The following is an 18,842-nucleotide window of genomic DNA, read 5'->3' as shown; positions in this document are numbered from 1 at the left end:
ACAAATTACACGGTTATAATCCTATTGCCTTGATTAAAATTAATATAGGGCAAATTTCGAGGGCACAAAAGTACAAAAACAAATAGACTTTTGAAAATCGATGATGAGATAAAATATTAACTCCTGCCCTTATAAATTGAAAAGCAAAGATCACGCCTAACAGTATAAAAGAGATCGCAATGTAGTAAGGGCCATACTTTAAGGGGGATAATGCGAAAGCCACAACCAGCGGAATAAAGATTAATGAGAGGTTAAAATAACTCAAATATAATATTGTAACATATTCATTAACCGGTTTCTGAATGTTAAAAAGATGCCCTAATATCCTTAAAAGAACAATTTTCATAATATACAAAACCACAATAAGGATAGAAATACTGAGGTAAAATTGAAAGCCAGTCCCTGGAAAAGAAATGTGATAAAAGCCCGAAACGAGATAAAAAAACATTCCGATTGTAAATCCAAACTGAACGAATAAAAGCAAAAATGGCCACGATGTAAACAGATTATCCTCCTTATTTAGGTTGTTCAATACCCTGTTACTAAAAAAGGATTGCACAATTGTTTGCAACTGTTTATTAAAGGATATTTTCAGCACTGCAAATAAAACTAAGAGTAGAGCAACTACAGCAGGCACCCAAAGCGCACCTTTTGGCACCGGTTTCCCTAACCGATACTTGCTCACTTTCATTGTCGTAAGCTCCTTATATCTTGAAAGTAAATTAGACCGACCTTCCACATTTGCTTTAATGATGCTGTCCATAATCATATGTTTATTGATCATGGAATCTGGAAAAAGCCAGCTATGAGTCATTATGGAGTCCGTCACAAATTTTTGGCGCGCCAGAAAAGCCGGATCCTTTACAAATTTACGTGTATAGGTATTTGCTGCTGCAACAGTATCTACAACCTCCTGTTCTACCTGCGCATAAGCTCGGTTAAAGCTCAAAATAAAAAAAAACGAGACAACAAGAATAATACGACTCAAATTCATTGCTCCAAATTTAGATAAAACTTTTGAAGATCATACCAAGACCTTCTTCTATGCTCGCTGCAGGTTTGGTTCACACTCCTCTAAAAAACTTTACTATTTAGCATTCATCAACTAACCGTTGTCATTTAAAAAAAGTCGTTTTTTTACTATTAATCTAACCATCATAACTTGAAATTTGAATACATCCTTATTAAATTTTCTTGTATGAAAACTCATCAATCACTATTACTCCCTATCCTGGTACTACTGGGTCTAGGAATGTTGATGTTACTCACTGTAGCATCGTTGCTAAGTTGATCAAATATTACTGTGGCTTCGGCAAAAAAGCTTAAAGGACTCTATAATTTTTGATGTTCTGCCATGCAGCTGAATAAACTGAAACGCACGAAACATCTCAACTCCCTTTATATCGACAATACTAAGTTCATTCCTTTTCAATTCACCAACAATAGTTTGCATCGACAAAAATGCTGCAGATTCTGAGTGTAAAAGGTATTGTTTAATGCTGACATTACTTTCGAGTTGCAATTCAATTCGTAGATCTTTAAGGTTTATACCAACCTCACTTAATGCTTTCGAAATCACATCAAGTGTACCAGAACCATGCTCTCTTAGCACCAACGGTAAATCCAATAACTGTTGGGGAACAATCTCTCCTTTTCTAGCCAAAGGATTCCCAGATTTTGTCACCAAAACCAATTCATCATCACTAAATTTCTCATAATTTATCTGCGGATAGTGCATTTGCCCTTCAACTATTGCCACATCAATCTTTTCCCCTATTACCTGTTGGGTTATAGATTCTGTATTACCTCTTGTAAAGGTGAATTGAATTTCGGGATATGCTGTCTTAAATAAAGCCAGAATTTTGGGCATAATAGTTTGAGCCAATGTGGTACTTGCCCCTATACGAAGATTTCCTTTAAGCCCATCATTTAACTGGGCTAGCTCACTTTCAAACAATAAATATGTTTCAAATATTTTTGTAGCATATTTTAATAAAATATTCCCGGCAGTAGTAAGGGCAATATGATTCCCATTGCGAACAAATAATGCCGTATTTAACTGCTTTTCAAGTTCACGAATATGCCTGGTTACCGCAGGTTGCGTAATAAATAGCTCGGCAGCAGCCTTAGTAAAACTAAGTTTTAACGCAACTGTCTGGAATACCTTTAACCGGAAATCAAATATCATATGCGCAAGATATAAATATCCATAGAATTATGTAATGACTAGTGATAACATTTCGTTATACCCTATAACGATAAACATCTTTAGAGTTAAATCCATTAATGCCATCTTTGATTTACACACAAACGAAAGATCATGTTAAGAAACCAATTAAAATTTCTAGAACGGCAATGCGCAATGATTCCAAAGAAAGTAGTTACGGCTGCTGTTCTCCTTGAAATCTATTTCGCCGTTATTGGAGCTGCATCTTTAATTAGCGGCTGTAACGGAGAAAAGAAACCCGTACAGCAAAATGTAGCTCAAACCACAAAGGATATTGCAATGGCCCCCAAAGAGGTATGGCAAGCTCCTGATGAAAGCACTATTCCCAAAAATACCAAGGGCGAAATGATCCGCTATGGCAAAGATTTAATTGCTAATACCTCTGCTTACTTTGGACCTAAAGGTAGATTAGGTATATTTACTAACGGATTGAATTGCCAAAACTGCCATTTAGATGCCGGCACAAGAATATTTGGAAATAATTATGCCGCAGTGATGAGTAGCTACCCTAAAGTTACTGCACGAGCTGGAAAAGTAACCAGTCCTGCTGCCCGGATTAAAGGTTGCTTTGAGCGCAGTCTGAATGGTAAAATGCCTGATTCTACATCCAAAGAAATAAGAGCAATGCTAGCTTACATGGAATGGCTTAATCAGGGTGTAAAATACCCAGAAAATATGTACGGAAGAGGAACAGAGAAAATAGCATTAATGGATCGACCAGCCGACCCTAAAAAGGGTGCCTTGCTTTATTCTTCTAAGTGCCAAAGTTGCCATGGAGGAAAAGGTGAGGGTATTGCTATTGCCGGAGGAAAAACCTTTGTTTATCCGCCGCTATGGGGCAAACTAAGTTATAATGATGGCGCAGGAATATATCGCCTCTCTAATTTTGCCGGATTTATTAAGAATAATATGCCATTTGGAGCTACTTATAAAAATCCAATATTAACAGATGAAGAGTCATGGGACATCGCAGCTTTTGTTAACTCGCAGCCACGCCCCCATAAAGACCAACATGCTGATTATCCTGACTTAAAAAAGAAACCAATTGATGCACCATACGGTCCATACGGCGATCAGTTTTCTGAAAAACAACATAAATACGGACCATTTCAACCCATTAAAAACACATATAAAACCAAAACATAAATGAAAAATTTAACTAAGTACATCTTTGCGATCTTATTATTTATCGCCATAAAACCTGCAATGGCTCAAAACGCTAAAGAGTTTCAAGCAGCAAAAAGTAAAAACAAACAATACAATGCCTTATACGCGCTAAACAGTGGAGATGAGCAAAAGATAACCGGAACTTTAAGAAATATTAAAAACGCATTGGAAGATCCACGCCTAAAAGGAAAGCTTCATATTGAGTTGATTGCCTTTAGTGCTGGCGTAGCAGTTTATGATAAAAACAGCCCTTTTAAAGAAACCTTACTTGATTTAAAATCCCGAGGAGTAGACCTTGTTCAATGCGAAAATACCATTAGAGAACGCAAAATTGAGAAAAGCTCTTTATATGATTTCATAAACTATGTTCCTAGCGGCAACGGTGAAATTATCCTTCGTCATTATGACGGATGGGCAATTGTGCACCCATAACCATCTTTTAATAAAGCCTTAAGCACTTAATAATGAATAAAACAAAACTAATCATACTTATACTAACGGTACTATTTTTCAATAATTCAATTGTAAAAGCACAGGATCATCGTTTCGATCCGCCATGGAATACACCTCCAGAAGCAAAGGTTCAGTTTACCATCCCCGGGATCGATAATATCCCTGACATTTATGGCGATATAAACGACCCTCAATTGGTTGTATTTTTTGCTGGCAACCAGTTTATGGTTATCGACGATTTAATGAAGGCTTTTAAACTTAAATACCCTCAGTATACCCGTGTGCTTGCAGAAACCCTGCCTCCAGGCATTTTAGCAAAGCAGATTAAAGAAGGCAGTATTGTTATTGGCAATATGCGCATAACCTTAAAACCGGATGTATACACAGCTGGTAAAACCAGAATTGATGAAACCCCTGAATGGTTTAGCAGAACTGAGCTTTATGCTAAGAACAAACTCGCTATTATGACCCGTAAAGGAAACCCAAAACAGGTAAAAAAACTAGCGGACCTTGGCCGCAGCGATGTTCGCGTAAGCATGCCAAATCCTGAATGGGAAGGAATTGGAAAACGTATTGAAGAAGCTTACAGAAAAGTGGGTGGTGAGGCGCTTAGAAACACCATTATGCAGACTAAAGTAAAAGACTCTACCACATACCTAACTCAAATTCATCACAGACAAACGCCTATGCGTATTTTGTATGAGCAAAGCGATGCAGGACCCGTTTGGTACTCAGAAGTGCATTATCAGAAAATGATTGGCCACCCAATTGAGTCAATCGAAATTCCTGAAAATGAAAACATCAAAGCTCAATATTATGCCGGACAACTTAAAAAAGCACCACATCCTAAAGCAGCAAAAGACTTTATGGATTTTCTAGTAAGTAAAGAAGCTAATGCCATTTACAGCAAATACGGTTTTGAACTCCCTTAAATAAAAGGGAGTTCAAATCTCATCTAAACGCATACCAATAAGTAGTTGCGGCACAGTCAGCCTCACCATCTGCCCAACCCAACATTTCCAGATCATATTTAAAATCTGTTTTAAAGGTTACTCCATCAAGATTTCTTGTTCTGGTAAAAGTGTTATGTCCATAAGAGTCTTCCTTATCTGCTCTGGGTGCGTTGGCAAAAGGAGATTGATAAAGTACTACCGGTGCCCATGAAGTGTTATAGTAATCTTCTGCACCGGTGCCAAATTCAGAAGGGAAAGTTTCACCATCTACATATAACTTCTGATCACCCTCTCCATACCATGTATGCATGTAATTGAAAACTGCAAAGCTATCCCCTAATAAAATACCTTTCCCCTTAATCTTATTAAGCTGCCACTCAATTGCTCCTGTTCCATCCCATTTCTTTATAGGCACTTTTTCCGAAAACTTCCAGAAAGCATTAAAATACATGCTACTACTATTCCATGAATAAGGTTGACTAATTGCTTTTAAGGTTATCGACACCGATTCATCACCTTGATTTTCCAATGATATTGTAGCAGATTTTTGGTAAGGCATTGTCCATCTGGATATAATTTTTCCCTCCGCAGTAACAGTTCTATACCAACTTTGAAGAGGTTTGCCGCCGACTCCAGATCCAGAAAAATCGCCTATGGGGCATTTCACACTTTCCTCGCCATCAAACTTAATCTTAAGTATCGTTGACCTCAATAGCTTCTCCAAACTACTGTTATCTTTACCAGAAACCTCTATACTCAAAAACTTAACCGCATTAGATCCTTTAGGCAAGTTTACAGAAGCCACCTGCTTTGGCAAAATAGTCTGGTTTATTAAAGATTGCTTTCCTTTAGTAATGTTTACAGGATTTAAAAGCTGAGCATTAACCTTTTCCATTAAACCGGTTAAATTACGAGTCTCTTTTAGGCTGAAAGTCCTAACTGTTGTATTAGGTGCATATTTTCGGAAATTAATTTGATAGTACCTTGGTTCTTTAACTTCAGGTTCGGCATCTTCCCAGGTAACCTTACAATGTTTTGCATAAGGCATGGGTAGATAAAGTGTACTTCCTCCCTTTTCTAAAGGTTCATAGCTCGAATGTGGAATCAGTAAGGCAGGCCCTGGTTTTAGGTCTATCTTCATCAGATCGTAAGAGGGGATAAGAATTTCCGGTGTTGAACTATTATCAAAATAAATCCTCAGTTTGCCTGCCCTTTTAAAAGTGGTTATCCAGAAACGCACTAACGCGCCCGGCCCCTTTTCATCTAACATTACATATTCTTTACGCCCATCCTTTTGCTCAACTCTTATAAATTGTGATTTATCGCCATTGGCAAACCATCCAGGTTTATCCGGTGAGATAGAAAGACGGTCGTAACTGCTAGCCATACCGGCACTATAATAAGGCTCGGGCCAATAAGTAACAGTATTAAAATCTGTCATTTCTTTAAGTAAGGAGGCTGTGGTTACAGTTTGAGCATGCCCTATCAATCCGACAGATACCAGCAGTAGGATTAAAATACCTTTTGTAAACTTTTGCATATGATCAAACTCCTCTACTTTTTACCAGAAAAATCAACCTGAACAATGTTCTTATTCGGCTTTATCCTGAAAACTGTTTTATCATTAGGCTTGCTAAAAGCACCTTTAATGGCCTTAATAGAATAATCCATTCCCTCAAACTGGCAATCAATTTTATTAGCATTAATTGCTTTAAAAGGAAGTACAGCATTTTCCGCAGCAGTCATATCTAAAAACCAATCCATAGGCTTGCCTCCTTTTACACTTAGAATCATTTGTTTTTCATCAATATCCATCACCAAAGTGGCAGTCTTGTCTTTTAGCGGCCATACTACATGCAGTTTTCCAGCGGTCGGGCTTTCTATAATTGGCGCACCACCTTCAAGCAATACTTCTTTGCCATCTATCAATGCTTTAAAACGCATACCTGCTATTGTTCCTGGCTTACTCCAAATATAGCCATCTACAAATGGAAGCGTAAAAAAGGAGCATTCATTAGATGTTGCTTTGTTCTTTGTATAAACCGACGGGAAGTCCTCATTAAAAATATGAATATCGCGGAAGTTTAAAGTCCCATTTTCCCACAATAAATTAACACGATAAAACCTGCTGTTGAACCAAACTGTTTTACGGTTGCTTCCTGGGAGATCATTATTTACCGTAACAGAAGTTGCCGGAGTAACCTTGTAATTGTCTTTAAACCATTGTCCAGATTCTGCCAGTGTTTCCACTTTTACTTTTTTCTCATCTCTAAGCTTAGCAATTAATGGCAATTGAATTTGAAATCCTTTCGACATAGCATCCCATGTAAAGGAATTCTCCTGACCTGCCTGTGTGTAGGCAAATTCCATCGATTCCCCTTCAACAAATTCTTTAAAGAACCAGTTTACCCATGTAGCATCACCTCCTGCAGCAGGATATACAGGCTCTAGGGTTATCACACCTTGTCTGTCGCTTCCCAAACCATTATCATACTGACGAATCGGATCGCTACCCAGCATCCTGAAAATAGGAACCGGCAATTGATTCTTTTCATTTTGTGCCGGCATATAAGAGTTTATTTTACTTGGGTAATAAGCCTGGTTCCAATAGCCGCCCCACAAGGTATAGCCATCTGTACCCACCTGATCTTTACAATTGCTGGATGCTACGATGTGGTATTTTTCGTACAAATAATTTAAGGTATGAGAATCGATAAACCATGAGCCTACCGATTTAGGATAATAGCCAAAAATGTTTTTAAAATCTGCCATGTATACATCTGCCAGTTTTTCGCGTTCTTCAGGAGTATATCCTGTAGAAAAGCCGATATCAGCATGCCAGTCCCAAGGATAGCGACCACGCCATTTGAGCCCTGCCTTCTCTACCATTGGCTGTGGAATTTCCCACCAAGCCCCAATTTCAAAAGCATCCTTAGGTAAGCTTTTTAACAGTTTTTGATAACGGCTATCCATCAACGCATCATACTGCAATAAAAAAGTACCACCTAAGTTGTATTTTTTCATCATCTCAACTTGCTTAACTACGGTTTGATACAACACTTCTTCCGTAATTTTCGGATCTCTGGGTTCTAGCAAACGGATAAAGTTTACAATATTGATGACCTTAGGTTTAGGTTTTTCTTTTGTATGGCCAGATAGTGGGGTAACCACTCCTGCAATGAAACAAAATAAATAGAGAAAGTTGGTTTTTATCAGTGTGTAATTGGTTTTCATTGATTATGAAACTATCAAAAGGTGCTTTTGAGTAAGAAAATATTTGGTTAAACTACAACCACAAATTTAATGTTATGAAATCTTTAACCATCCTGTACTGTTATGTATACCCCACCCTATATATCAAAAAGTACAAAGAAAATGTACTTTACTATAAAAGCCCTATTTTAATTTCAATTTAGCTTTGGTACATATTCCGATAATACACTCATTATGAAATTCACCCTCTTACTTTCCGCTTTTCTATTTTTCTTTTATAACACTTGTTCTTCTTTTGAAGGGAGCAATAATGACATTAAGCACAACCTTAAGGCTAAAGCCATTACTATCACTACTCCTGACAAAAAAACATCGATTACAATTGATTATTCGAGTGGCTGTGTAATTAAACAATTGAGTTTAAATGGCAAAAATGTACTGTCCTCTTCAGGCGTTTACACCGGAATCAGAACCAACAAGGCTAGCTTCTCCTCTTCAGATCAGAATAGCGGTGTAACGGTAGCAAAGAACACAAACGGGGTAGTATTAAGTGGTATTAGCTATGGTAATGAGGCTATCTCAGTTAAGGAAGTTTGGGATTTTAAACTGAAAGGCAATAAAATAACTTGGAATATCACCCGTGAGTACACGAATACTATCCAGTTGGAAGAAATGGCTTTCCCTAAGTGGAACTTTGCCAACCTATCAGTTTGGAAAGGTGGAATTATGGATAATGGAGGTATGGTTTGGTGCAAATACCTTAAGCAGGTAAATGATACTTACGGTGTACATACAGGCGGAGTTACATTCTGGAATACCGACTCCGGGGATGCACTAAGAATCGCAGCAAAAACAGAAAAGGGGGAAGAGATTGCTGCAAAATATTCGCACAGCGATAAAAATGAATTCACCTGTACACAACTAGTAACCGATACACAATTAAAACAACGCTATGATTTAAGCAGATTTGTCTCACAAAGGGCTGATGTATTTGCTCCTTTTGAAGTTAAAAAGGGAAAAGTAAAAGTAAGTTTCGAATTGCAATATGTTGACTATAATCGTGAATACTCTAAAGGCACATTACCCGGCATTGACGCTATCGCCGTACGCGAGCTCCTGAATACAACCGGAAGATATGGTGTAGTGGATAATAATATAATAGGTGCAAATGGCTGGCTAACCAATTGGAAGTGCCTACACGAGCCTTTCTTTGCTCAGATTGGGATGGCGGTTAACGACCCTAACTATACCAAAAACATGTCATCAACACTGGATCAGGAACGTGATCTAGCCATGCTTAGCGATGGTCGTGTTTTATCACGCTGGCACAATGCCGCGGGTGACGAGATACCAGGAACCTACAATTCCAAAACCGGATATTATGAGGCAATGTGGGGCTATACTATAGATTCTCAAACTGGCTATGTAATTAATGCAAGTGAACAATTTGATTTGAATGGAAACATTGATTGGTTGCGCTCACATCAATTGAGTTGTGAAAAAGCTTTGGATTGGCTAATCAGACGCGACTCAAACAATAACGGCATTTTTGAAATGATGAACAATGGTATTGCGGATCAAAAAGCCAGCGACTGGTTAGATATTGTATGGGCAAGTTTTGAAAACTCTTTTGTAAACGCTCAATTATATGAAGCATTAACCCTATGGTCAAAATGTGAAAAGGTATTGGGCAATCAGCAGAAAGCAGATTATTATTCAGCAGTGGCTTCACGTTTAAAAACTGCATTTAACAAGCCTATTGAAGAAGGTGGCTTTTGGTCGTCATCCAAAAAGCAATATGTATACTGGCGCGACAAAGATGGCTCCGTACATGGTGACAACCTGGTTACCCCGGTAAATTTCGCAGCTATTGCATTTGGTATATGTGATGATCCAGAAAGAACAGCAATGATCCTTGATCAGATAGAGCAGAGAACTGCCGCTGAAAATCTTTTTCACTGGCCTTTATGTTTTGATTCTTTCAAAAGAGAAGAAGTTAGTGAAGGCAACTGGCCTTTTCCACGATACGAGAATGGCGATATATTTCCAACCTGGGGCTACCTTGGCGTAAGGGCTTATGCAAATTACGATAAGGCCATTGCACTCAAATACATCAATAATCTCCTCAACCAATATAAAAAGGACGGGCTTTCTTCTCAGCGATATAGCAGAACTACCCAACTCGGATTAGGAGATGATATATTGGCCGGCATAAGCACAAGTATAACCGCTCTGTATAGAGATATCTATGGAATTCGCCCCAAATGGAACAGAATGGGTTTAGAACCGAACATGAGTAATACCCTGAATGGAACAAAGTTCTCCTATACAAACCGCAACACGGTTTATAACCTTGAGCTAAGTGTTAACGACTACTTAATGCGCACCCCTGGTTTTTCAATCAAAAGCAAAGAAGGCTTTGGGGCAAATAAAACAGGCAATGTCCTTACCTATTATCCCAACAACGAAGAAACTATGGTTCTTCAGATTAGTGCTGCTACCAATCGAAGTATTAAAATGGAAATCAATTCATGGGAAACCAATGCTTTTGCATGGATGGTTACCTCACTTGATAAATATCAATTTACAATTAAAGGATTGGAAGCCAATCAAAATTACCAATTAACCATAAATGGTGTGATTAAGAAGATAAAATCAAAAGGTGACGGTAGTTTTTTAGTTGAGCATCTTTGCAAATCAGCCACTAAATTTGCTATTGAAAAGTCTTAGGTCCAGTTAAAGATTAGGTGTCGAAAACCTATATTTTCAGTTACCTTTGCCTTTATGTCCAGAATAAAACTAGACCCTGAATATCAATGAATTAAACCACAAAAATAACAAACGAGTAACACAAAACACTACATCTGAGGATGTAAATTTTATCTGTAAATACCAAAGTGAAATCTCGGTTTCGTAGGTCGCAAATGCACGAGGAGCATAATTATCTGCTCAGCCCACGATTTCGGGATTGCTTTTGGTCCCGCTGCTTTAATTCATAGATTTGAGTGAAAACCTTTGTAGGATGCAAAGTCATTTGTCCTAATCTCTGCTCGATATCCTTCCACTTATATTTACCTTCAAGCATTTCAATAGGCTCATTAAAATTAATGTCCTTATGATAATCTAGTGCTTTAATCACCATAGAGGGATTTCTTGATGAATATTTCGCCTCATAAGCATCAACCATTTGTGATAGTGTCATGAAAGAAGAAAGATATGCAATATCAATAAAGTCCTTTAATCTCGTTCCATTACCAGAAATGGCATTAAGTTTCATTGCAGCAATATCATCAGGAGAAGCCATGCGCACACTATCAAAGTTTAATAATGGTTTAACCAATGGATAATTGTGTGTAATAAGGTCAACTTTAACCCCATCAATTTCTCCCTTAAGGGTGTTTTTAGATTGATAATCCAACTGAAATTTATATTTATCTTCCAGATCAGACAGCATCTGGTTGTCATCAAATGAAGCTATAGTAAACAAATCCAGATCAATGCTTATCCGATGGCCAATTTGCAAAGACAAGGCCGTTCCGCCGACTAGGAAAAAAGCCCTCAGCAATTCATCATTCATTAAAGTGTTTAAGAGTTCCAGTGTAGATTCACTGACTGTTTCTTTTCGTAGCATTTCATTGAAGTTAAGGGTATATTAAACTGATGGCTTACAAAGCTCATATCTTTATCATTTAGATAAGCCAAATTTTTAATGGCCAATTTTACCCCTGCAACCCCATATTTGTTTAATATAAAATACCAGTCTTTTGGCCATCCTCGCTCAATTACCCTTTGAACAACTAAATCACGCATTTCGTTATAATCAAAATCACTGAGGTTAAACTCCCAGAGCAATTTTGGATTAAGGGTTACATCAGGAAAATTTTTATAGTCACCAAAATACATAATCTTTCTTTCCTACACTATTTAACAAAAATACGGAATATCCATGTTAAAGGCAATAAAAATATAAAGAATGAGAGGGATCGTCGTAGACTGATTTTACTAAAAAAATCTCTCTATAATCTCAAAACAGCATCTCTTCGGGTTTAATCGGATCAGCTCCTTATGACCTCCATATTCCTGACGAAAGACATTATCTTCTGCACACAAGTCATTTTTATACCTTATTTTTGCCAGATGTCCAGCATTTATATCCACATTCCATTTTGCAAGAAAGCCTGCACCTATTGTGACTTTCATTTCAGCACCTCATTAAAGTATGTAGATGAGATGACTGATGCTATTTGCGAGGAGATTATTCGTAAGAAATCCAGAATAACAGACCAGGTTGGCACTATTTATTTTGGAGGAGGAACCCCATCGGTACTCCCATCTAAAGGGTTTGAGAAAATATTTAATACCATAACCAAGCACTTTTCGGTATCATCAGATGCGGAAATTACCATAGAGGCAAACCCTGACGATCTTGATGCTAAAAAGATCAGTGAATTAAGGCAACTACCCGTTAACAGATTCAGTATTGGAATACAATCTTTTTTTGATGAAGACCTAATCTGGATGAACAGGGCGCACAATGCAGGAGAAGCCGAAACTTGTATTAAACGCAGTCAGGATGCAGGATTTGAAAACTTAAGTATCGACCTTATTTATGGTTACCCGTTACTAACTGACAACAAGTGGCTCAGCAATATCAATAAAGCCATTGAGTTCCAAACGCCACATATTTCGGCATATTCATTAACAGTTGAGCCTCGCACAGCACTTGCAAGTGCTATAAAAAAAGGCAAACAAACTCCTGTTAACGACGAACAAAGTGCGTCACAGTTTATCACGCTTATTGATAAATTAAAAGAAGGTGGCTTTGAGCATTATGAGATTTCTAACTTTAGCAAACCCGACAACTATGCCGTGCATAACACCAATTACTGGCGCGGCATTCCATATTTAGGAATAGGGCCTTCTGCTCATGGTTTTAGTGGTACAACGCGATACCTTAATATTGCAAACAATGCTGCTTACTTAAGCGAATTACAAGCAGGTAAGCTTGCTGAAACCATCGAAGAACTTAGCCTTTACGATAGGTTTAACGAGTACATAATGACTTCACTCAGAACAATGTGGGGCACTAGTTTAAATAAAATTGAAGCAGATTTTGGTAAAGTCTTTTTAACAGACACGATTAAAAACATAAGGCCATTCATAGAAAAAAACTGGCTGCTAAATCAGGATAACCATCTTATTTTAACTTCAGATGGAAAGTTATTCGCAGATCATATCGCATCTGAGTTATTTGTAACAGAAGATGATCACCTTAAATATTAAGTAATGAATAATAAAGTTGTTTGGATTACCGGGGCATCATCGGGAATTGGCGAAGCTCTCGTTTATGAATACAATAAAGCAGGTGCAAAACTAATCATCTCCTCACGCAATCGCGATGAGTTATATAGGGTTAAAACTACTTGCAAAAACCCTGTAAACATTCATGTGTTGCCGTTAGATCTTGAAAATACGGCTTCCTTAAGTGGAAAAGCAGAAGAGGCCATTCGTATTTATGGTCGCATTGATATTTTAATCAATAGCGGTGGAATTAGTCAGCGTGGATTGGCATTAGAGACTGACCTTGAAACCGAACAACGATTAATGAATGTTAACTTTTGGGGAACCGCTATTCTAAGCAAGGCTGTATTGCCCAATATGATTGCAAATGGAGGTGGTAATATTGTTTGCGTAAGTAGTTTGGTTGGAAAATTTGGAACAAGAATGCGTTCTGCTTATTCGGCATCTAAACATGCATTACACGGATATTTTGACTCGCTTAGGTCAGAAGTGTATGACAAGAATATAAACATTACTATTATATGCCCTGGGTTCATTAAAACCAAGGTAACTCTTAATGCTTTAACAGCAGATGGCACTCCTCAGGGCACTATGGATAGCGCACAGGAAAACGGAATGCTGGCAGAAGATTGTGCTAAACAAATCGTTCAAGCGGTTAAAGCAAACAAGGAGGAAGTATATATTGGAGGCAAGGAAGTGAAGGGTGTTTTATTCAAAAGGCTTTTCCCATTAAGATTCTCTAAATACCTTAGGACAGCAAAAGTTACCTGATATAATGGCAATGATTTGTAATGTCTCAAAATTGCAAACGTTTGCGCAATCATTTCTATATCAAAGCAGTAATAAAGCAAAAAGGGAACGTCATGACGTTCCCTTTTTGCTTTATTACTTTATTGGTTTAATCCAGTAAGAATACTCATGCTTTACAAAAGGAACCCTATATTCCTCAAGTGGCATAGAACCCCAACTGTCAATTCCCTGAACGCCGCTTTGAATCAAATCCAGGTGCATATAAATTTTATCACGTTTTACCAACTCTCCTGAATGGTATTGCTGTTTCTGCTCCTCCGGATCCAAATCATTTAATGAATATGGTAGTGCCGAGAAATTCAATAAACTATCAGCCATACCAAAGCTTAAGCCTTTGCCTTTTTTATCAGTAAAGTTTACCCAACGCACATCTGTTTTGTTCCCACTTTCTTGAGGGCGAGCATATGGAAAATATTGCTCATCAATAGTCTGGGTGTACAAACCAACAAATGAACCTGTTTTACGATCCCAATAGTTCTCTCCGGGGCCACGACCATAGAATTTTATATTATTAAATTCCTTACTCAATTGCAGATCATTACCAATGCGCTGCATTAATGGATATTTCCCTTTGATGGCTGTAAATCTGTTGTCAACTTTAACTGTTCCGTCAGCTTTGATTGTAAATATTTGCGTTACACTTGCATCACCGTTTATCAATTCTTTTGTAAAAGTTGCAGTTACATCGCCAGAGGTTTCTTGCTTAACATCTGCCAGACTTAGTTTACCCTCAGTATAAGCATTACGCCATTTTCTTAAGCTACTGTTAAAACCTGCACCGATATCATTATCTGTAGGTGCACGCCAAAATGCAGGTGTTGGCCCCTCACTAAGCAATTGAGTTCCTTTAACATTGTAACCGCTCATAGTACCATTTGTCGCATCAAATGTTATAAAAAAGTCTTTACCCTTTACAAGGGTTTTTCCCGACTCTTTTTCAATGGACAACTTGCCATTAACAGGTGTTACCTCAAGAGGTTTAGCAGAGCCACTCCATACAAACTGTTCGGCCGCTATATTGTATGCAACAGGAAGAAATGGTTCTTCTTGTTTAAGGTTATAATAAACATTTAAGAAGTACTCTGCACCATGCTTAGCCTTGGTTTTAATAGGCAAACTTATCTCCTTTTCTGTTCTAGGCGTTATATTTAAAGTATTCAGATTCCCTTTTTCTATCACCTTTCCGTTCTCCAGAAGCTCCCAAACAAGGCCCACGTTATCAAGGTTTTTAAAGAAATAAGAGTTATTGATGTTGATCTTATTGTCGCCTTTGTAAGCAGTTTTGATGTATTGATAAACCTTTTTCACTTCAACCGCCATAGGTGTCATTCCTCTGTAGTTGGTAACCACACCTTTTACGCAGAAATCATTATCGCTAAAATCCTGATTAACCGGACCACTTAGAGGGAAATCCCCACCATAAGCATTGATGCGTTTACCATTTTTCACCGTATCAATTGCCTGATCAATCCATTCCCAGATAAAACCACCCTGTAAATTTGGCTGACTTTCTATCACGTCCCAATATTCTTTAAAGTTACCCAAGCTGTTACCCATAATGTGAGCAAATTCGCTCATAATTAGCGGTCTGTCTGGTTTGCTGTTTGCATACTCTTTAAGCCAGTTCGGATCTGGATATTGAGGAACAATCATATCAGTGTTGTAATCCTCCTCTGCACGTTCATATTGTACTGGCCTGATGTCATTTGATTTTAACCAATCATACCCCTCATAGAAATTCGAACCATTACCGGCTTCGTTTCCTAACGACCACGTAATTACTGATGAATGATTTTTATCGCGCTCATACATTCTTTTAATACGTTCCAAATGAGGGATTCTCCACTGCTTATCATTACCTAACGTATACGCCAAGTCATAATAACGACCATGAGATTCTATATTTGCCTCATCAACAACATAAAGACCATACTCATCACAAAGCTCCATCCAATACGGATCAGGAGGATAATGAGAATGTCTTACTGAATTTACATTCAGCTTTTTCATCATCTCCATATCTTTTCGCATATCAGCATGAGTAAGGGTATGCCCTTGTGTTGCATTGTGCTCATGTCTGTTAACCCCTTTAAAGAATACCCTCTTACCATTCACAAGGAAATTATTATTCACAAGCTCAACAGTACGGAAACCTATTCGCTGAGGAATAACTTCTAATACCTCTCCTTTTTTATCTTTTAAAGTGATGAAAAGCGTATAAAGATTTGGTGTCTCTGCTGTCCATGATGCTACATTCTCAATCTGAGTGCTAAAGCTTACAGTACTTTTATAATTTCCAAGAACTGTTTTAACACCCTTAGTTTCGTCTTTATAAACCGATTTCCCTTTAGGGTCTACTAAGTTCAGTTCAACAGCAAAAGTATCCGGCTTGCTGTGCATGGCATTTTTCTCTATCTTATAGTTGTCTATTTCCGCTGTTAAAGAAAGAACTCCATTTTTATAAGATTTATCAAGTGTGGCTATTGATTTGAAATCTCTTATGTCCAATTTCGGAGTGGCATACAAATAAACATCACGCTCTATTCCAGATATGCGCCACATATCCTGGCACTCCAAATAACTGCCATCACTCCAACGGTAAACTTGCAAAGCGATCAGATTCTCTCCCGGTTTTACATATTTTGTAATGTCGAATTCTGCGGCAAGCTTACTATCTTCACTATAGCCTACTTTTTTACCATTAACCCAAATATAAAAGGCTGATTTTACAGCTCCAAGATGAATAAACACCTGTTTTCCGTCCCAGTTTTTTGGGATGGTAATTTTTTTCCTGTAGGATCCAACCGGATTATTATCTACAGGAATATCAAATGGAGGATTCATTCTAGCCCCGGTATTTTTGCGCCCTGCAAATTCGTAAGGTTGATTTACATAGATTGGTAAGCCATATCCGTTGGTTTCCCAATTCGCTGGAACTTTAAAATTGTCCCACTTACTATCATCAAAATCCGTTTTAAAGAAATCTTCCGGTCGCTTACGCGGATCCTGAACCCAATTAAATTTCCATTGACCGTTTAGTGTTAAAAAGTAGCTAGATTTCTCTTTCTCTCTTTTAGAAGCCAGATCCTGATTTTCAAATGCAAACGCTGATGCCCGCATTGGCATTCTATTTACAGAAACCACTTCGGGTGTTTGCAATTCAGTAGGTAATTGCTGCCCAATTACTGCCGAAGTGGCCAATAATAGAGATAGGGTGGTAAAAAAAGTTTTCATCTGAATAATTAGATTGTATTATCTGCAGTCGAACCTAAATATATTTTGGCTAAAACATTAGCGCAAACGTTTGACTTAATTTTAGTTTAATGTTTTTATCATCGTTTTCATACATTTAATTTATAACACAAACTACACATAAATGAACACGAAAAGAACCACATTGTTTCTGCTTGCATTTCAGTTTTTACTTAGCACCATCTGCCTGGCAAAAACAAAAGATAAAGCAGAACCTGAAACCATTACCATACCGATTGGCGGCAATGGATGGGTAAACGAAAATGCTACCGCCAAGATTAAAAATGATGGTATTGCCAATTGGTCGGCCGCTAGCGATGTAATTACCATTTATTTTAGAACCGAAGCTGCAGGAACTGCAGAATTTGCGCTAAAATTGAGCGTCCCTGAAGGAAAAAGTAAAATAAGTTTAACAGCAGAAGGCACTACTCTTGTTAAAGAGGTAGGAAACCTTGGCTCTGCCGTTGTTAAAATAGGAAGTATTAACATTAAAAACCCTGGCTATGTAAAAGTAGAATTAAAGGGCTTATCGAAAACCGGTGGTGTTTTTGCAGAAATATCTGACCTATTAGTTAGCGGAACTGACATTTTAAAAGGAGCAGCATACGTTAAAAACAACGAAGGAAATTACTTTTACTGGGGTCACAGAGGCCCATCTGTACATTTAGGATACAAAATACCTGCCGAAGCAGAAAATAATACAGAATGGTTTTATAATGAAATCCAGGTTCCAGTTGGTGAAGATAAACAGGGAACTTATTTCATGTCTAATGGATTTAGCGGAGGATATTTCGGAATGCAAGTGAACTCACCGACAGAACGTAGAGTGTTGTTTTCTATCTGGAGCCCTTTCTCTACTGATGATCCTAAATCTATTCCTGATAGCATGAAGGTAGTATTACTTAAAAAAGGTAGTACAACTAAAACAGGCGAATTTGGCAATGAAGGCTCTGGCGGACAAAGCTATATGCTTTATCCCTGGAAAGCAGGTAAGAGTTATGCTTTCTTAATAAGAGCACAGCCTGATATGGCAAAAAAGACAACTACCTATACTGCCTATTTTAAAGATTTAGAAAAGGGAAACTGGCAGCTTGTAGCCAGCTTTGACCGTCCAAAATCTGGAGAATACTTAAAAGGGCTTCACTCCTTTCTAGAGAACTTCAACCCATCAACCGGCGATCAATCGCGCAAGGCAAATTATAAAAACCAATGGGCTATTGATTCCGAAGGAAACTGGCATGAAGTTACCGCAGCAACATTTACTGCTGATAATACTGCGAGAGAAAACTACAGAAAAGATTATGCAGGAGGAACAGAAGGTTCATCGTTCTTTTTAAAGAATTGTGGCTTTTTTAATGATTTCACTCCTATAAGGACTCCTTTACAAAGGAAAGCATCAGGAAAAGAACATCCTGAAATTGATTTCAAGAAACTGCCGTAAGGGGTAGTTTCTTGAGGATGGTGTC

At 37.9% G+C, this 18,842-nt stretch carries 14 protein-coding genes; 7 read left to right on the top strand and 7 right to left on the bottom strand.

Annotation, left to right across the window (positions count from 1 at the left end; translation table 11 throughout):
* Nucleotides 1-13 precede the first annotated feature (13 nt).
* Entirely contained in the window at nt 14-994 is a 981-nt protein-coding gene (locus tag HQN83_RS08855; RefSeq protein WP_173089973.1) for a DUF4271 domain-containing protein, read from the bottom strand.
* Between the two features lie 297 nt (nt 995-1,291).
* Nucleotides 1,292-2,188: a LysR family transcriptional regulator gene (locus tag HQN83_RS08850; RefSeq protein ID WP_173089972.1), complete on the bottom strand. Its 897-nt coding sequence runs from the start codon at nt 2,186-2,188 to the stop codon at nt 1,292-1,294.
* Between the two features lie 132 nt (nt 2,189-2,320).
* On the opposite strand from HQN83_RS08850, the gene HQN83_RS08845 reads away from it, so the two are divergent.
* From HQN83_RS08845 to HQN83_RS08835, 3 genes are read left to right on the top strand one after another with little or no spacing between them, the layout of a single operon-like run.
* A complete protein-coding gene (locus tag HQN83_RS08845; RefSeq protein ID WP_173089971.1) occupies nt 2,321-3,373 on the top strand; it encodes a c-type cytochrome in 1,053 nt (350 codons plus the stop codon).
* Nucleotides 3,374-3,826, top strand: a complete 453-nt coding sequence (locus HQN83_RS08840; protein WP_173089970.1) for a DsrE family protein — start codon at nt 3,374-3,376, stop codon at nt 3,824-3,826.
* Between the two features lie 32 nt (nt 3,827-3,858).
* Nucleotides 3,859-4,779, top strand: coding sequence for a molybdate ABC transporter substrate-binding protein (locus HQN83_RS08835; protein WP_173089969.1), 921 nt, complete (start codon nt 3,859-3,861; stop codon nt 4,777-4,779).
* Nucleotides 4,780-4,798: 19 nt separating this feature from the next.
* On the opposite strand, the gene HQN83_RS08830 is transcribed toward HQN83_RS08835, so the two are convergent.
* Nucleotides 4,799-6,340, bottom strand: coding sequence for a glycoside hydrolase family 172 protein (locus tag HQN83_RS08830; RefSeq protein WP_173089968.1), 1,542 nt, complete (start codon nt 6,338-6,340; stop codon nt 4,799-4,801).
* Nucleotides 6,341-6,354: 14 nt separating this feature from the next.
* Complete coding sequence (locus HQN83_RS08825) at nt 6,355-8,034, bottom strand: hypothetical protein (RefSeq protein ID WP_173089967.1); 1,680 nt, start codon at nt 8,032-8,034, stop codon at nt 6,355-6,357.
* 213 nt (nt 8,035-8,247) lie between these two features.
* Here HQN83_RS08825 and HQN83_RS08820 point away from each other — a divergent pair, with 213 nt between their 5' ends.
* Nucleotides 8,248-10,743: an alpha-L-rhamnosidase-related protein gene (locus HQN83_RS08820; protein ID WP_173089966.1), complete on the top strand. Its 2,496-nt coding sequence runs from the start codon at nt 8,248-8,250 to the stop codon at nt 10,741-10,743.
* Nucleotides 10,744-10,954: 211 nt separating this feature from the next.
* Here the strand turns inward: HQN83_RS08820 and HQN83_RS08815 are convergent, their stop codons facing one another.
* Both HQN83_RS08815 and HQN83_RS08810 read right to left on the bottom strand, forming a co-directional pair.
* Entirely contained in the window at nt 10,955-11,644 is a 690-nt protein-coding gene (locus HQN83_RS08815) for a nucleotidyl transferase AbiEii/AbiGii toxin family protein (protein ID WP_173089965.1), read from the bottom strand.
* The gene (locus tag HQN83_RS08810; protein WP_173089964.1) at nt 11,599-11,916 is read right to left on the bottom strand and encodes a DUF6922 domain-containing protein; all 318 of its coding nucleotides are present in this window, start codon (nt 11,914-11,916) and stop codon (nt 11,599-11,601) included. The genes HQN83_RS08815 and HQN83_RS08810 overlap by 46 nt, the downstream gene beginning before the upstream one ends.
* A 234-nt stretch (nt 11,917-12,150) precedes the next feature.
* Between HQN83_RS08810 and hemW the strand changes: the two genes are divergently transcribed.
* On the top strand, nt 12,151-13,296 hold the full coding sequence (hemW, locus tag HQN83_RS08805) for a radical SAM family heme chaperone HemW (RefSeq protein ID WP_173089963.1): 1,146 nt from the start codon (nt 12,151-12,153) through the stop codon (nt 13,294-13,296).
* A gap of 3 nt (nt 13,297-13,299) precedes the next feature.
* On the top strand, nt 13,300-14,085 hold the full coding sequence (locus HQN83_RS08800; RefSeq protein WP_173089962.1) for an SDR family oxidoreductase: 786 nt from the start codon (nt 13,300-13,302) through the stop codon (nt 14,083-14,085).
* Between the two features lie 114 nt (nt 14,086-14,199).
* On the opposite strand, the gene HQN83_RS08795 is transcribed toward HQN83_RS08800, so the two are convergent.
* Nucleotides 14,200-17,358, bottom strand: coding sequence for a glycoside hydrolase family 2 TIM barrel-domain containing protein (locus HQN83_RS08795; RefSeq protein ID WP_173089961.1), 3,159 nt, complete (start codon nt 17,356-17,358; stop codon nt 14,200-14,202).
* 142 nt (nt 17,359-17,500) lie between these two features.
* On the opposite strand from HQN83_RS08795, the gene HQN83_RS08790 reads away from it, so the two are divergent.
* Nucleotides 17,501-18,817, top strand: coding sequence for a DUF3472 domain-containing protein (locus HQN83_RS08790; RefSeq protein WP_173089960.1), 1,317 nt, complete (start codon nt 17,501-17,503; stop codon nt 18,815-18,817).
* The last annotated feature ends 25 nt before the right edge of the window (nt 18,818-18,842 follow it).

This window comes from Pedobacter foliorum (assembly GCF_013266735.1).
In the GTDB taxonomy this organism is placed as follows: Bacteria; Bacteroidota; Bacteroidia; order Sphingobacteriales; family Sphingobacteriaceae; genus Pedobacter; species Pedobacter foliorum.
Note: the sequence above shows the minus strand (reverse complement) of the source record. Positions and strands in the feature narration are given on the sequence as shown.

Excerpts from the sequence above, each read along its gene's own strand:
- HQN83_RS08855 (WP_173089973.1), bottom strand. The coding sequence starts at position 994 with ATGAATTTGAGTCGTATTATTCTTGTTGTCTCGTTTTTTTTTATTTTG.
- HQN83_RS08850 (WP_173089972.1), bottom strand. The coding sequence starts at position 2,188 with ATGATATTTGATTTCCGGTTAAAGGTATTCCAGACAGTTGCGTTAAAA.
- HQN83_RS08845 (WP_173089971.1), top strand. The coding sequence starts at position 2,321 with ATGTTAAGAAACCAATTAAAATTTCTAGAACGGCAATGCGCAATGATT.
- HQN83_RS08840 (WP_173089970.1), top strand. The coding sequence starts at position 3,374 with ATGAAAAATTTAACTAAGTACATCTTTGCGATCTTATTATTTATCGCC.
- HQN83_RS08835 (WP_173089969.1), top strand. The coding sequence starts at position 3,859 with ATGAATAAAACAAAACTAATCATACTTATACTAACGGTACTATTTTTC.
- HQN83_RS08830 (WP_173089968.1), bottom strand. The coding sequence starts at position 6,340 with ATGCAAAAGTTTACAAAAGGTATTTTAATCCTACTGCTGGTATCTGTC.
- HQN83_RS08825 (WP_173089967.1), bottom strand. The coding sequence starts at position 8,034 with ATGAAAACCAATTACACACTGATAAAAACCAACTTTCTCTATTTATTT.
- HQN83_RS08820 (WP_173089966.1), top strand. The coding sequence starts at position 8,248 with ATGAAATTCACCCTCTTACTTTCCGCTTTTCTATTTTTCTTTTATAAC.
- HQN83_RS08815 (WP_173089965.1), bottom strand. The coding sequence starts at position 11,644 with ATGCTACGAAAAGAAACAGTCAGTGAATCTACACTGGAACTCTTAAAC.
- HQN83_RS08810 (WP_173089964.1), bottom strand. The coding sequence starts at position 11,916 with ATGTATTTTGGTGACTATAAAAATTTTCCTGATGTAACCCTTAATCCA.
- hemW (WP_173089963.1), top strand. The coding sequence starts at position 12,151 with ATGTCCAGCATTTATATCCACATTCCATTTTGCAAGAAAGCCTGCACC.
- HQN83_RS08800 (WP_173089962.1), top strand. The coding sequence starts at position 13,300 with ATGAATAATAAAGTTGTTTGGATTACCGGGGCATCATCGGGAATTGGC.
- HQN83_RS08795 (WP_173089961.1), bottom strand. The coding sequence starts at position 17,358 with ATGAAAACTTTTTTTACCACCCTATCTCTATTATTGGCCACTTCGGCA.
- HQN83_RS08790 (WP_173089960.1), top strand. The coding sequence starts at position 17,501 with ATGAACACGAAAAGAACCACATTGTTTCTGCTTGCATTTCAGTTTTTA.